Source organism: Planctomonas psychrotolerans (genome assembly GCF_008642235.1).
GTDB lineage: Bacteria > Actinomycetota > Actinomycetes > Actinomycetales > Microbacteriaceae > Planctomonas > Planctomonas psychrotolerans.
Genome location: NZ_SJEV01000001.1, coordinates 898,189 through 912,319, shown reverse-complemented (window position 1 = coordinate 912,319; position 14,131 = coordinate 898,189). Strand labels below are relative to the sequence as shown.

12 protein-coding genes are annotated in these 14,131 nt (G+C 68.4%); 10 read left to right on the top strand and 2 right to left on the bottom strand.

Features of this window, described 5'->3' with window-relative positions; genetic code table 11:
- Positions 1 to 88 precede the first annotated feature (88 nt).
- Both EY822_RS03955 and EY822_RS03950 read left to right on the top strand, forming a co-directional pair.
- Positions 89 to 1,972, top strand: coding sequence for an ABC transporter ATP-binding protein (locus tag EY822_RS03955; protein ID WP_150308747.1), 1,884 nt, complete (start codon positions 89 to 91; stop codon positions 1,970 to 1,972).
- A 92-nt stretch (positions 1,973 to 2,064) separates the two neighbouring features.
- Positions 2,065 to 2,895, top strand: coding sequence for an aminoglycoside phosphotransferase family protein (locus tag EY822_RS03950; protein ID WP_227497010.1), 831 nt, complete (start codon positions 2,065 to 2,067; stop codon positions 2,893 to 2,895).
- A 74-nt stretch (positions 2,896 to 2,969) separates the two neighbouring features.
- Here EY822_RS03950 and EY822_RS03945 read toward each other — a convergent pair whose 3' ends face one another.
- The gene (locus EY822_RS03945) at positions 2,970 to 3,692 is read right to left on the bottom strand and encodes a DUF305 domain-containing protein (protein WP_150307083.1); all 723 of its coding nucleotides are present in this window, start codon (positions 3,690 to 3,692) and stop codon (positions 2,970 to 2,972) included.
- Entirely contained in the window at positions 3,689 to 4,459 is a 771-nt protein-coding gene (locus EY822_RS03940; protein WP_227497009.1) for a DUF3105 domain-containing protein, read from the bottom strand. The genes EY822_RS03945 and EY822_RS03940 overlap by 4 nt, the downstream gene beginning before the upstream one ends.
- Before the next feature lie 295 nt (positions 4,460 to 4,754).
- On the opposite strand from EY822_RS03940, the gene EY822_RS03935 reads away from it, so the two are divergent.
- From EY822_RS03935 to mmsA, 8 genes are all read left to right on the top strand, one after another.
- On the top strand, positions 4,755 to 6,119 hold the full coding sequence (locus EY822_RS03935; RefSeq protein ID WP_150307081.1) for a cystathionine beta-synthase: 1,365 nt from the start codon (positions 4,755 to 4,757) through the stop codon (positions 6,117 to 6,119).
- 15 nt (positions 6,120 to 6,134) lie between these two features.
- Positions 6,135 to 7,304 (top strand): cystathionine gamma-synthase, encoded by a 1,170-nt coding sequence (locus tag EY822_RS03930; protein ID WP_150307080.1) that lies wholly within the window; start codon positions 6,135 to 6,137, stop codon positions 7,302 to 7,304.
- 182 nt (positions 7,305 to 7,486) lie between these two features.
- On the top strand, positions 7,487 to 8,479 hold the full coding sequence (locus tag EY822_RS03925; RefSeq protein ID WP_264674002.1) for a LacI family DNA-binding transcriptional regulator: 993 nt from the start codon (positions 7,487 to 7,489) through the stop codon (positions 8,477 to 8,479).
- A 378-nt stretch (positions 8,480 to 8,857) separates the two neighbouring features.
- Complete coding sequence (locus EY822_RS03920) at positions 8,858 to 9,046, top strand: hypothetical protein (RefSeq protein ID WP_150307078.1); 189 nt, start codon at positions 8,858 to 8,860, stop codon at positions 9,044 to 9,046.
- Positions 9,043 to 9,753, top strand: coding sequence for an L-ribulose-5-phosphate 4-epimerase (locus EY822_RS03915; protein ID WP_150307077.1), 711 nt, complete (start codon positions 9,043 to 9,045; stop codon positions 9,751 to 9,753). Before EY822_RS03920 ends, EY822_RS03915 begins: the two co-directional genes overlap by 4 nt.
- Positions 9,750 to 11,270, top strand: coding sequence for an L-arabinose isomerase (araA, locus tag EY822_RS03910; RefSeq protein ID WP_150307076.1), 1,521 nt, complete (start codon positions 9,750 to 9,752; stop codon positions 11,268 to 11,270). Before EY822_RS03915 ends, araA begins: the two co-directional genes overlap by 4 nt.
- A 123-nt stretch (positions 11,271 to 11,393) precedes the next feature.
- Complete coding sequence (chvE, locus tag EY822_RS03905) at positions 11,394 to 12,512, top strand: multiple monosaccharide ABC transporter substrate-binding protein (RefSeq protein WP_150307075.1); 1,119 nt, start codon at positions 11,394 to 11,396, stop codon at positions 12,510 to 12,512.
- Between the two features lie 84 nt (positions 12,513 to 12,596).
- The gene (gene mmsA / locus EY822_RS03900; RefSeq protein WP_150307074.1) at positions 12,597 to 14,126 is read left to right on the top strand and encodes a multiple monosaccharide ABC transporter ATP-binding protein; all 1,530 of its coding nucleotides are present in this window, start codon (positions 12,597 to 12,599) and stop codon (positions 14,124 to 14,126) included.
- Positions 14,127 to 14,131: the final 5 nt, after the last annotated feature.

The window sequence follows — 14,131 nt, the reverse complement described above, 5'->3', positions numbered from 1 at the left end:
GTAATCCCGTCGACCGGGCGGCGTTGCGCCGTGGGCGGAACAGCCGGTAGGAGGTGGGGCGCTGGCCTAGATTCGTTTCGTGAGCAGGATGGGAGACGTGACCGCGGGCGGCGCCATGCGCCGGGGCCGCGGAGGAGGATCCCGGGTGAGTGGCAGCGACGAAGCGGCGCAACGCGCTCTCAACGCCGAAGCGCCGAAGATCGACCACCTGTTCCAGCGCATCGTGCAGCTGTTCCGCCCGTACCGCCCCAAGCTCGCGCTCACCGCGGTGCTGATCATCGTGGCCGCCGGCTTCAGCGTCATCCCGCCGCTCCTCACCCAGCGCGCCTTCGACGAGGGGCTCTTCCCGCCCGACGGGACCCCGAACCTCGGCCGGTTGGCGACCCTCGTCGGGCTCATGATCGCCATCTACGTGCTCTCCACCCTGCTCGGCGTGTGGCAGACCTACCTCACCGCCACGGTCGGCAACAGGGTGATGGGCGCGCTTCGGGTGCGGATGTTCACGCACCTGCAGGCGATGGAACTGAGCTTCTTCACCCGCACCAAGACCGGTGTCATCCAGTCGCGTCTCTCCAACGACGTCGGCGGGGTGGCCGGTGTGCTCACCAACACCGTGTCGAGCGTGCTCGGGAACACCGTCACCGTGATCGCCGCCTTCGTGGCCATGCTGCTGCTGAACTGGCAGCTGACGATCATCGCCCTCGTGCTCATGCCGATCCTCGTCGTCGCGCAGCGCAGGGTGGGGCAGGTGCGGGCGCGCATCGCCACCAAGACGCAGGAGTCGCTCTCCGACATGACGGCGATCACGCAGGAGACACTGAGCGTGTCGGGCATCCTGCTGTCGAAGAGCTTCAGTCGTCAGGCCGCCGAGACCGATCGCTACGCCGACGAGAACCGCACGCAGATCCGGTTGCAGGTGCAGCAGCAGATGAGCGGGCAGTGGTTCTTCGCCCTGGTGGGGATCTTCCTCTCCAGCATCCCCGCCATCGTGTACCTGGCTGCCGGGTTCCTCCTCGTCGGCGGTGCACCGGACATCACGCCGGGCACGATCGTGGCGTTCACGACCGTGCAGGCCCGGTTGCTCTTCCCGCTCATGGCGCTGATGCGGGTCGCCCTCGACCTGCAGACCTCGGGCGCGCTCTTCGCACGGATCTTCGAGTACCTCGACCTGCGTCCGGCGATCACCGACCGCCCGGGCGCTCGCGACGTTCCGGTAGATGGCGAGCGCGGTCGGATCACCCTCGAGCACGTGACGTTCCGGTATCCCGATGCCGGGCCGGACTCGCGCCCCACCCTCGACGATGTGTCGCTCACGATCGAACCCGGCCAGTTCGCCGCGTTCGTCGGCCCGTCGGGAGCGGGCAAGACCACGGTGTCGTACCTCGTTCCCCGGTTCTACGACGTGTCGGCCGGTCGGGTGACCTTCGCCGGGGTCGACGTGCGGAACCTCCGGCACGAGTCGCTGCTCGGTCATGTGGGCATCGTGAGCCAGGAGACCTACCTCTTCCACGCATCCATCGCCGACAATCTCCGCTACGCCAAGCCGGATGCCACGCCCGACGAACTGGTCGCCGCCGCGAAGGCCGCGAATATCCACGACACCATCGCCTCGTTCGCCGACGGGTACGACACGGTGGTCGGTGAGCGCGGCTACCGGTTGTCGGGAGGGGAGAAGCAGCGCATCGCGATCGCGCGCGTACTCCTCAAGGACCCCGAGGTGCTGATCCTCGACGAGGCGACGAGCGCCCTCGACGCCATCTCGGAACGGATCGTGCAGAAGGCGCTCGACACCGCCGCCCGCGGCCGCACCACCGTGTCGATCGCCCACCGCCTCTCGACCGTGGTGGACGCCGACGTCATCTTCGTGGTGGACGGCGGCCGGATCGTGGAGCGCGGCACCCACGACGAACTCCTGCGCTCCGGTGGCACCTACTCCACGCTCTACTCCGAGCAGAGGAGCGCGGCCCTCTGACCTCCGGGATCCCCTCCGCGTTCCTGCGGAACGCCGAGCGCGGTGCCGACTGGGCAGAGTGGCTCGAGCGGCTGCCTCGGCTGCTGCAGGACGTGACCACCGACTGGTCCCTCACCGAAGACGGGCCGCCGAGCACCGGCAGCGCCGCCATCGTGTTTCCGATGGTCACCGATTCGGGGGTCCCCGCCGCCCTGAAACTCGGGTGGCCGCACCCGGAAGCGGAGCACGAGCACCTCGCCCTCCGAGCCTGGGCGGGGAACGGCGCCGTGCGACTACTGCGCGCGGATCCACGTCGATCGGTGCTTCTCCTCGAGCGCGCCCACGGCGGCCGCAATCTCGGCAGGCTGCCCGTGCGCGAGGCGTGCGAGGTGGTCGCCCGACTCTACGGCCGCATTCATCGGCCGGCCGTACCGCAGCTCGCCCGGTTGTCCACGATGAGCGGGGAGTGGGCGGAGCGCCTGGCGCACCTTCGGAACGACCGGCGGGTACCGCGGCGCCAGGTGGAGCAGGCGGCATCCCTGGCCCGTGCCTTCGCCACGGACGACGGAACCGACGGCATCCTGCTGCACACCGACCTGCACTACGAGAACGTGCTCGCGGCCGACCGCGAACCCTGGTTGGTCATCGATCCGAAACCGCTGTCGGGTGACCCGGCCTACGAGGTCGCGCCCCTGCTCTGGAATCGCTGGGACGAGGTGGTCGCCTCACCGACACCGAGGCACGCGATCCTCGATCGGCTGTACACCGTGCTCGAGATCACCGGCTGGGACGAGGACCGCGTGCGGGACTGGGTGATCGTGCGAGAGATGGTGAATGTGCTCGAGGCGCTGACGGTGCGGGACTCCGGTTCCCGCGCCGGCGGCACGGAACTCGACGAGTGGATCACGTCGTCCGTGACCGTCGTGAAGGCGATGCAGCGCTAGCGGACCAAACGCGATCGATCAGACGCGACCGATCAGTCGCGATCGATCAGTCGCGATCGATCAGACGCGATCGATCAGACGCGACCGAGCAGGTCGGTCATGTAGTCGATCTCCGCCTGCTGCGCGGCGGTCATGCTGGAAGCGAGATCGGTCACGGTGCGGTTCGCCGAGCGGTCGAGCACCGCATCCGCCATGGTCACCCCGCCGCGGTGGTGCTCGATCATGAGTTCCAGGTACAGGCGGTCGGCGGCGCTACCGGATGCGGCCGTCAGCCGGGCGATGTCCTCCGGGCTCGCGAGACCGGGCATCGGTTCCCCCGGCACGTGGTCCGCCATCGCGCCGTCGGAGGACCCGTGCTCGTGGTTCCCCGCGCCGGCCAGCGGGGGCCGCATCATCCAGGTCATCCGGGGCTCCGCCGGCGCCTGCGGCAGTCCCCACATCGCCAGCCAGCCGTACATCTGCCCGGCCTGCTGCCCCTGCCCGGTCAGGATGTCGAGCGCGAGGGTGCGGACCTCCTCGTTCTCGGACCGGTCCCGCAGCAGTACCGACATCTCCACCGCCTGCTGGTGGTGCACCTGCATGTCGCGGGCGAACCCGGCCTCCGCGCTGGTCGTCGTGGGGAGAGCGGCCGAGGCGGGCTGCGGGCGGGCGAGCCACCCGGCGCCGAACCCGAGGAGGAGGATGACCGTTCCCGCGAGGATGGCCGAGATCGTCAGCCGGGTGCGCCGGTCGAACGTCGCCGAAGCCTCAGGGGAAGCCTCGGTCGAGGGAGACGCCTCGGTGCGGACTTCGGTCACGACACCTTGCCGGGGGCGTCCAGGGCCCCGGTGCAGAGCGCTCCCGGCTCGGGCACGGTGGCCGACTGCCAGTACTTGTTGAGGAAGTCGCTGATGCGCGGGTCGTCCACACCGTCGAGCTGCACCTGCACGCCCCAGCCCGACATGACGACGGGTGCGGGGAGGCCGGGGAACGGTGACAGCACCGAGTACGTGCCGGGGAGGGAGTCGCGGAGCTGCTCCAGGTCGTCGCCGCTCACGACGTCGGGGTCGTAGGTGGTCCAGACGGCGCCGTGCTCGAGCGCGTGCACCGCGTTCTCGTTCGGCACGGGCTGCTCGTAGACGCCGCAGTTGAGCCACTGGCTCCAGTGCTCGCCGCCCGCGGGAGGCGTCATGCCGTACTGCGCCTCGTAATCCACGGGCTGCGGCTCCACGTGCGTGCCGGCGATTCCGGTGAACTCCTCGACGCCCTCGATGCTGATGGCCGCCGGGTCGCGGTCCGGGTCGATGATCGGCGGCTTCGCGCTCGCGATGACGAACGAGATGATGGCGACGACGGCGCCGAGGGCGAGCAGGCTTGCGATCGAGATGCCGAGGATGCGGTTGCGCTTCTGTCGCGCCTGCTGCTTCTTCAGTGCGGCGACCTTCTCGGCACGACGCGCCTCGCGCTGCTGCTTGACCGTCAGATCCTTCGCCTGCTGCTTCGCGGTGGGCGGGACCGGCCGCGCGGAACCCGGCGTGCGGGCACCGGAGTCGGAAGCGGGCGGGATGTCGTCGCGTCGAGCCACAGAGGAGTCCTGTCGATGAGGGCGGGGAACAGCCCCACTCTTGCAGCGGGATCTGAACCATGGGTGAGAGCCGTGCTCCCATTCTTCCATCCGTCCACCGGGTGCCCGCGCGTCCAGTGACGCCGGAAGACCCGCTGGTAGTCTGAGGCCCGGGCCGACTGGCCCGTTCTCTGCGGGGCTGCGGGAGTCCGCGTGCTCCGATGCGCTCGGTGCGGGGGCCGTGCCGGAAGTCGGAACGTGCCGGGAAGCGGACCGCGCCGGACCTACCAGAGCCCGACCTACCAGAGGTAGTGGAATGAAATACGCGAACACCATCCTCGACCTCGTGGGCGACACCCCGCTGGTCAAGCTCAACCGGGTGACCGAGGGTGTGGCGGCGACCGTGCTCGTCAAGATGGAGTCGTTCAACCCGGGCGGCTCCGCCAAGGACCGCATCGCCACCCGCATCATCGACGCCGCCGAAGCGGAGGGCAAGCTGCGGCCGGGAGGCACCATCGTCGAGCCCACCTCCGGCAACACCGGTGTCGGGCTGGCCCTCGTCGCCCAGCAGCGCGGCTACCGGTGCGTCTTCGTCCTGCCCGACAAGGTGGGCGAGGACAAGCGCAACGTGCTCACCGCGTACGGCGCGGAGATCGTCGTCACCCCCACGGCGGTCGCACCGGACGACCCCGCCTCCTACTACTCCGTGTCCGACCGCCTGGCCGCCGAGATCCCCGGCGCCTACAAGCCCGACCAGTACTCGAACCCCAACGGTCCGCTCAGCCACTACGAGACCACCGGGCCGGAGATCTGGCGGGACACCGAGGGCGAGATCACGCACTTCGTGGCGGGCGTGGGAACCGGGGGCACCATCAGCGGCGTCGGTCGGTACCTCCGGGAGGTGTCCGAGGCGCGGGTGCGCATCATCGGCGCCGACCCCGAGGGATCGGTGTACTCGGGCGGGACCGGCCGGCCCTACCTCGTCGAGGGCGTGGGCGAGGACTTCTGGCCCGCCGCCTACGACCCGTCCGTGGTCGACGAGGTGGTCGCATCGAGCGACCGCGAGTCGTTCGAGATGACGCTGCGCCTCGCCCGCGAGGAGGGGCTGCTGGTGGGCGGGTCGAGCGGCATGGCCGTCGCCTCCGCGCTCAAGGTGGCGCGCACGCTGCCCGCATCCGCCGTGATGGTGGTGCTGCTGCCCGACGGTGGCCGCGGCTACCTCGGCAAGATCTTCAACGAGAAATGGATGCAGTCGTACGGCTTCGCGCCCGTTCCCTCGGTGCGCACCGTGCGCGACGTGATGAGCGCCAAGACCGGTTCCCTCCCCGATCTCGTGCACGCCCACCCGTCCGACACCGTGCGCGACGCCATCCACATCCTCACCAGCTACGACGTCGACACGGTGCCGATCCTGAACGCGGAACCGCCCGTCGTGATGGGCGAGGTCATCGGGGCCGTCACGGCTCGTTCGCTCCTCGAATCCGTATTCAGCGGCAAGGCTCAGCTCACCGATCACGTGCGCGGTTTCGTCGGTCCGCCGCTCGACCTCATCGGCGTCACCGCGCCGGTGTCGGAAGCGTGGCGCGCGCTCGGCTCGGCCGATGCGCTCCTGGTGAGCGACGGCGGCAAGCCCGTCGGCGTGATCACCCGGCACGACCTCCTCACATTCCTCACCGAGTAGCAGGAAGAGAACACCATGAAGAAGGACCAGGGCTTCGATACCCGCGCCGTGCACGCCGGTCAGGATTTCGATCCGACCACCGGCGCGGTCATCCCGCCCCTCTACCTCACGAGCACCTTCGTGCAGAAGAGCGTCGGAGACCTGCGCGGAGGCTACGAATACACCCGCGCCGGCAACCCCACGCGCGACGCGCTGGAGCAGCAGCTCGCCGCGCTCGAGGGCGGGCGTTTCGGCATGTCGTTCTCGTCGGGGCTGGCCGCGGAGGATGCCCTCCTCCGCGCCGTGCTGAAGCCCGGCGACCACGTGGTGCTCGGCAACGACGTGTACGGCGGCACGCACCGCTTGATCAACCGCGTGCACGGCGCCTGGGGCGTCACGAACACGGTGGTCGACATGTCGAACCTCTTCGAGGTGGAGAAGGCGCTCAAGAAGGGCTCGACCAAGATCCTCTGGGTCGAGACCCCCAGCAACCCGATGATGAAGATCAGCGACATCGCCGAGCTGTCCGACATCGGACGCCAGGCCGGCGCGATCATCGTGGTGGACAACACGTTCGCCTCCCCGGCGTTGCAGCGCCCGCTCTCGCTCGGCGCCGACGTGGTGGTGCACTCGACCACCAAGTACCTCGGCGGGCACTCCGACGTGCTCGGCGGAGCGCTCGTGCTCAACGATGAGGAACTCGCAGAGAAGGTGCGCTTCGTGCAGTTCGCGGCGGGCGCCGTGTCCGGGCCGATGGACGCCTGGCTCACCTCGCGCGGCATCAAGACCCTCGCGGTGCGCATGGAACGGCACAGCAGCAATGCGCAGGCGCTTGCCGAGTACCTGATGGGCAACCCCGCCGTCGAGCAGGTCTACTACCCGGGCCTGCCGGACTCGCCCGGGCACGAGCTCGCGCGTCAGCAGATGAGCGCATTCGGCGGCATGGTGTCGATCGCGATGCGGGGTGGCGCGAAGGCGGCGCGGAGATTCGCCGAGTCGACGCGGGTGTTCCTGCTCGCGGAGTCGCTCGGCGGGGTGGAGTCGCTTGTGAACTACCCGGCCGAGATGACCCACGCATCCGTGCGGGGCACGGTGCTCGAGGTTCCCGACAACATCGTGCGGCTCTCCGTGGGCATCGAGTCGGTGGAGGACCTGATCGCCGACGTGGATGCGGCCCTCGCCAAGTCGCCCAAGCGCAGCAAGTAACCGCACGCCGCCCTCATCTCTCACCGCACCCGGTGAGGGTGGAGGCCGAGGCCGGGGGAGCGTCGGGGCGCCCGTGCATAATGGGAGCAACGTTCCCCATGTGAACGTGCACACGCAGCAGAAGAGCGGAAATCGACGTGTCGACGGAGTCAGCGAGGGGTCGAGCACCCAGCATTCGCGACGTGGCACGCGTCGCCGGGGTGTCCCACCAGACGGTGTCGCGGGTGCTCAACGAGCACCCGAGCCTGCGCGACTCCACCCGTCAGCGGGTGCTCGACGTGATGCAGGAACTGCAGTACCGGCCGAACCGCGCCGCCCGCGCGCTCGTCACGAGCCGCTCCCGCACCATCGGCGTTCTCACCTCGCGCAGCGCCCAGTACGGCCCGGCGTCGAGCATCCAGGCCATCGAGGAGGCGGCGCGCGAGGGCGGGTACCTCGTGCTCACCGCGAACATCCTGGCGAAGGACTCCGACTCCATTCGTGAGGCCCTCGCGCACCTCATGGAGCAGGACGTGGAGGGGCTCGTCATCATCGCGCCGCAGGTGAGAGTGTTCGACGCGCTCGCCGAGCTGTCACTCGACATCCCCTTCGTGACCATGCAATCGACCGGGCGCCTCGACGACCACGAACTGTCGGTGGATCAGATCGCCGGCGCGCGCCTCGCCACCCGGCACCTCATCGAGCTCGGTCATCGCGACATCTACCACCTGGCCGGCCCGCAGGACTGGATCGAGGCGGAGGCGCGCATGCGCGGATTCCTCGAGGAGATGTCGGCGCAGGACGTACCGACGACGGCGCCGATCCTCGGCGACTGGTCGTCGGAGTTCGGCTACTACGTGGGCCGGGAGATGCTGCGACTGCGGGACTTCACCGCGATCTTCTCCTCCAACGACCAGATGGCGCTGGGTCTCATCCACGCCATCCGAGAGGCCGGCCTCGACGTGCCGCGCGACATCAGTGTGGTGGGTTTCGACGACATTCCCGAGGCGGCCCACTTCTGGCCGCCGCTCACGACCGTTCGCCAGGACTTCGCCGAGCTCGGACGGCGGTGCATGTCCCTGCTGCTCGACGGCCTGGGCGGCATGCACGGCGCCGGGGGCGGGGGCGGCGCCTACCGCGGCAACGTGATGCCGGAACTCGTGGTGCGCCAGTCCACGGCCGCCCCCTCCCGCTGACCCCTCCCGCCACTACATGCCGCTCGCGGCACGTATCCCGCACTCCCGGCACGCGGAGTTCCGCCTGCCGCGGGTGAGGAAGGCGTGCCGCGACGGATGCTGCGGGGCGGATCGGCGCGGTTACCCGATCGAGATAATCCGCGCTTGACAGTCGCGGCGGATGCGGGGGTAAAGTGACTAAGCCAATGTGACCGTTCACATTCTGTGCGGTGAGCGTAAGATCGCCACCCGCAGCTATTTCTGACGAGGGAGTCGACACCGTTGAGTTCAGCCGCGCCAGCTCCGGCGACGAGGAGGACGCACGTTCTCGGTGTCGATCGTGTCGCGTCCTCCGGGCGAGTCGACCTCCGCCGCGCGCATCGTGCCGAGCTCGGCCTCATGACCTTCGCTCTCTTGACCGCGCGACCGAACGACGTCCCCGTCGCCCCGGCCCACCGCATCCGGCCCGCCGCAGGCACGGTACCGGACGCGGCCGCCCGCGCCCGGTGCGCGCAGAACCACTCCGGCCGCGGATCGAACGACGGAACGCGCCGATTCGACGACACGACAAGGAAGGCCAACGAGTGAGCAGCTACAGCCCAGAGACCGAGGTGGCGATCGCGCGCGTGCGCGCCGACGTCGCCCGCCTGCACGGTGAATTGACCCGATACGGTCTCGTCGTCTGGACCGGGGGGAACGTGTCGGGCCGCGTGCCCGGTGCCGACCTCTTCGTCATCAAGCCGAGCGGCGTGATGTACGACGACCTCGGCCCCGAGAACATGATCCTCTGCAACCTCGACGGCACCGTCGTCGCCGACACCCCGGGATCCGACCGCTCGCCCTCCAGCGACACGGCCGCGCACGCCTACGTGTACCGGAACATGCCCGACGTGGGCGGAGTGGTGCACACGCACTCCACCTACGCCACCGCGTGGGCCGCCCGTGGTGAGGCGATCCCGTGCGTGATCACCGCCATGGCGGACGAGTTCGGCGGCGAGATCCCCATCGGCCCGTTCGCCATCATCGGCGACGACTCGATCGGTCGCGGCATCGTCGAGACGCTCACCGGGCATCGCTCGCGTGCCGTGCTGATGCAGAACCACGGCCCCTTCACCATCGGCAAGGACGCGAAGGACGCGGTGAAGGCCGCCGTCATGGTCGAGGACGTCGCCCGCACGGTGCACATCACCCGCCAGCTCGGCACCCCCCTGCCCATCGACCCCGCGGCGATCGACTCGCTGTTCGACCGCTACCAGAACGTCTACGGACAAGCACCCCAAGGAGCACTTCGTTGAGCACCCCCCTCGTCACGTCCCTCGATTCCTACGAGGTCTGGTTCGTCACCGGCAGCCAGAACCTCTACGGCGAGGAGACCCTGCGTCAGGTCGCCGAGCAGTCGCAGGAGGTGGTGCGTCAGCTCGAGGAGTCGAGCAACATCCCCGTGCGCGTGGTCTGGAAGCCGGTACTCAAGGACTCCGACTCCATCCGCCGACTCGCCCTCGAGGCGAACGCCAGCGACAGCACCATCGGCTTGATCGCCTGGATGCACACCTTCTCGCCGGCCAAGATGTGGATCTCCGGCCTCGACGCCCTCACGAAGCCCTTCCTGCACCTGCACACGCAGGCCAACGTGGCCCTGCCGTGGTCGGAGATCGACTTCGACTTCATGAACCTCAACCAGGCGGCGCACGGCGACCGGGAGTTCGGCTACATCCAGTCGCGTCTCGGAGTCGCCCGCAAGACCGTGGTGGGCCACGTCTCCAACCCCGACGTGACCGCGAAGATCGGCGCCTGGACGCGTGCCGCCGCGGGCTGGGCCGCCACGCACGAGCTCAAGATCGCCCGGTTCGGTGACAACATGCGCTACGTCGCCGTCACCGAGGGGGACAAGACCGAGGCCGAGCTGCGGTTCGGCGTCTCCGTCAACACCTGGGGCGTCAACGACCTGGTCGAGCGGGTCGATGCCGCGACCGACGCCGAGGTCGACGCCCTGATCGACGAGTACGAGCGCCTGTACGACATCGCCCCTGAACTGCAGCGCGGCGCCGTGCGGCACGACTCGCTCCGCTACGGCGCGAAGATCGAGATCGGGCTGCGTTCCTTCCTCGAGGAGGGCGGCTTCGGCGCGTTCACCACGAGCTTCGAAGACCTCGGCGGGCTCCGCCAGCTGCCCGGACTCGCTGTGCAGCGGCTCATGGCCGAGGGGTACGGCTTCGGCGCCGAGGGCGACTGGAAGACGGCCGTGCTCATCCGGGCGGCGAAGGTCATGGGCGCGGGCCTCCCCGGCGGCGCCTCGCTGATGGAGGACTACACCTACCACCTCACCCCGGGCGAGGAGAAGATCCTCGGTGCGCACATGCTCGAAGTGTGCCCGAGCCTCACGACCTCGAGGCCGACCCTCGAGGTGCACCCGCTCGGCATCGGCGGCCGCGAGGACCCCGTGCGTCTCGTCTTCGACACCGACCCCGGCCCCGGCATCGTCGTGGCACTCTCCGACATGCGCGACCGCTTCCGCCTCACCGCGAACGTGGTCGAGGTCGTGCCGCTCGATGAGCCGCTGCCGAACCTGCCCGTCGCCCGTGCGGTGTGGAAGCCCGCGCCCGACTTCGCGACCTCGGCCGCGGCCTGGCTGATCGCCGGTGCCGCCCACCACACGGTGATGAGCACGCAGATCGGCGCGGAGGTGTTCGAGGACTTCGCCGAGATCGCCCGCACCGAGCTGCTGGTCATCGACGAGAGCACCACCCTCAAGGAGTTCTCCAAGGAGGTGCGCTGGAATCAGGCGTACTACCGCCTGGCGCAGGGCTTCTAGACCCACCGACTTGTCGATCACCCGAACGATCGGCGGGAACCCAGGTTCGGCCATGGACGCGGCCGGAACCTCGAGCACCCTTTGCTCCACAGTCAGTCCAGCAGCACGACGAAAGGAAACACAGTGAATTCACGAAAGGTGTTCGCCGGCATCGCAGCCGCGAGCCTCGCATTGTCGCTCACCGCCTGCTCCGGCGGTGGCCGCGGCGGCGGCCAGGAAGCCGTCGAGGATGCCGCCCCCGAGGACCTGACCGTCGGCGTCGCGATGCCGACGCAGCAGTCGGAGCGCTGGATCGCCGATGGTGAGAACGTCGAGGCCTCGCTCGAGGAGCTCGGCTACAACGTCGACCTGCAGTACGCCAACGACGACATCCCCACGCAGATCTCCCAGATCGAGAACATGATCTCCACGGGCGTCAACGCCCTGATCGTCGCCTCGATCGACGGAACGACGCTCACCGACGTGCTGCAGTCCGCCGCGGACGCCGGCATCCCGGTGATCGCCTACGACCGCCTCATCAACGGCACGGAGAACGTCGACTACTACACGACGTTCGACAACTACCAGGTGGGCGTGCAGCAGGCGACCTCGCTGCTCCAGGGTCTCGGCGTGGTCGACGCCGAGGGCAACGAGACCGGCGAGGCCGGCCCGTTCAACGTCGAGCTGTTCGCCGGTAGCCCCGACGACAACAACGCCAACTTCTTCTGGGACGGCGCGATCGACACCCTGCAGCCCTACCTCGACAGTGGTGTGCTCGTCGTTCCGAGCGGCCAGACCGACTTCGAGCAGGCGGCTATTCTGCGCTGGCTCCCAGCCACGGCGCAGGCCCGCATGGAGAACCTCATCACCGTCGGTGGCGGCGCCCGTCTCGACGGCGTGCTCTCGCCCTACGACGGCCTCTCGATCGGCATCATCTCGGCGCTGACCTCCGGCGGATACTCCGCCGACGACCTGCCGGTCATCACCGGTCAGGACGCCGAGGTCGGCTCCGTGAAGTCGATCATCGCCGGCGAGCAGTACTCGACCATCTTCAAGGACACCCGCGAGCTCGGCGAGCGCGCGGTCACCATGGTGGACGACCTGCTGAACGGCGAGGAGCCCGAGGTGAACGACGAGGAGACGTACGACAACGGCGTGAAGGTCGTGCCCTCGTACCTGCTCGAGTCGACGATCGTCACGGTGGACAACTACGAAGAGGTCCTGGTCGACAGCGGGTACTACACCGCTGAAGAGCTCCAGTAACACCTCCGCACGACCGGTCCGGCGGGAGGCGACTCCCGCCGGACCGATTCCCATCAACACACTGAACGAAAAGTGAGGCAGTTCATGGCCGATCACATCCTCGAGATGCGGGACATCACCAAGACGTTCCCCGGGGTGAAGGCCCTCCAGAACGTCAACCTGACGGTCGGCCGCGGCGAGGTGCACGCGATCTGCGGCGAGAACGGAGCGGGCAAGTCCACGCTCATGAAGGTGCTGTCGGGCGTCTACCCGCACGGCACCTACACCGGCGACATCGTGTTCGAGGGCAAGACGGTCGAGTTCCGCGACATCCGCGACAGCGAGAAGAGCGGCGTCGTCATCATCCACCAGGAGCTGGCGCTCAGCCCGTTCCTCTCGATCGCCGAGAACATCTTCCTCGGCAACGAGATCCAGACCCGCGGAATGATCGACTGGCAGAAGACCAACCTCGAGGCGGCCAAGCTCCTCGCGAGGGTCGGACTCCGCGACAACCCGATCACCCGCATCACCGACATCGGGGTGGGCAAGCAGCAGCTCGTGGAGATCGCCAAGGCCCTCTCCAAAGAGGTCAAGCTGCTCATCCTCGACGAGCCCACCGCCGCCCTCAACGACGAGGACTCCGCGCACCTGCTCGACCTGCTCCGTCACCTCAAGCAGCAGGGCATCACGTCGATCATCATCAGCCACAAGCTGAACGAGATCAAGGCCATCGCCGACGAGGTCACGATCATCCGCGACGGTAAGACCATCGAGACGCTCGATCTGATGCACGACGACATCAGCGAGGAACGCATCATCAAGGGCATGGTCGGGCGCGACCTGCAGAGCCGGTACCCCGACCGCACGTCGCACATCGGCGAGGAGGTGCTGCGGATCGAGGACTGGACCGTGCACCACCCGCTCGAGCACGCCCGAGTGGTCGTCGACAACGCGTCCCTCACCGTGCGCGCCGGCGAGGTCGTCGGCATCGCCGGGCTGATGGGCGCCGGACGGACCGAACTCGCGATGAGCGTCTTCGGGCGCTCCTACGGATCGAACATCTCCGGCCGGGTCTACAAGTACGGCAAGGAGATCAAGACCCGCACGGTCAGCGAGGCGATCGGCCACGGCATCGCCTATGCGACCGAGGACCGCAAGCGCTACGGCCTCAACCTGATCGAGGACATCAAGCGGAACATCTCCACCGCATCCCTCGGCAAGCTCGCGAAGCGGGGATTCGTCGACGGTCGTCAGGAGACGATCGTCGCGAACGGCTACCGCAAGAGCATGAACATCAAGGCCCCGTCGGTGTCGTCACTGACCGGCAAGCTCTCCGGCGGCAACCAGCAGAAGGTCGTGCTGTCGAAGTGGATGTTCGCCGATCCCGACGTGCTCATCCTCGATGAGCCCACGCGCGGCATCGACGTCGGCGCGAAGTACGAGATCTACACGATCATCAATCAGCTCGTCGCCGACGGCAAGGCCGTGATCGTGATCTCGTCCGAGCTGCCGGAACTGCTCGGCATCTGCGACCGCATCTACGCCCTGGCCGAGGGACGGATCACCGGTCAGGTGCCCATCGCCGACGCCACCCCCGAAGTTCTCATGTCGTACATGACCAAGGAAAAGGAATAACTCGC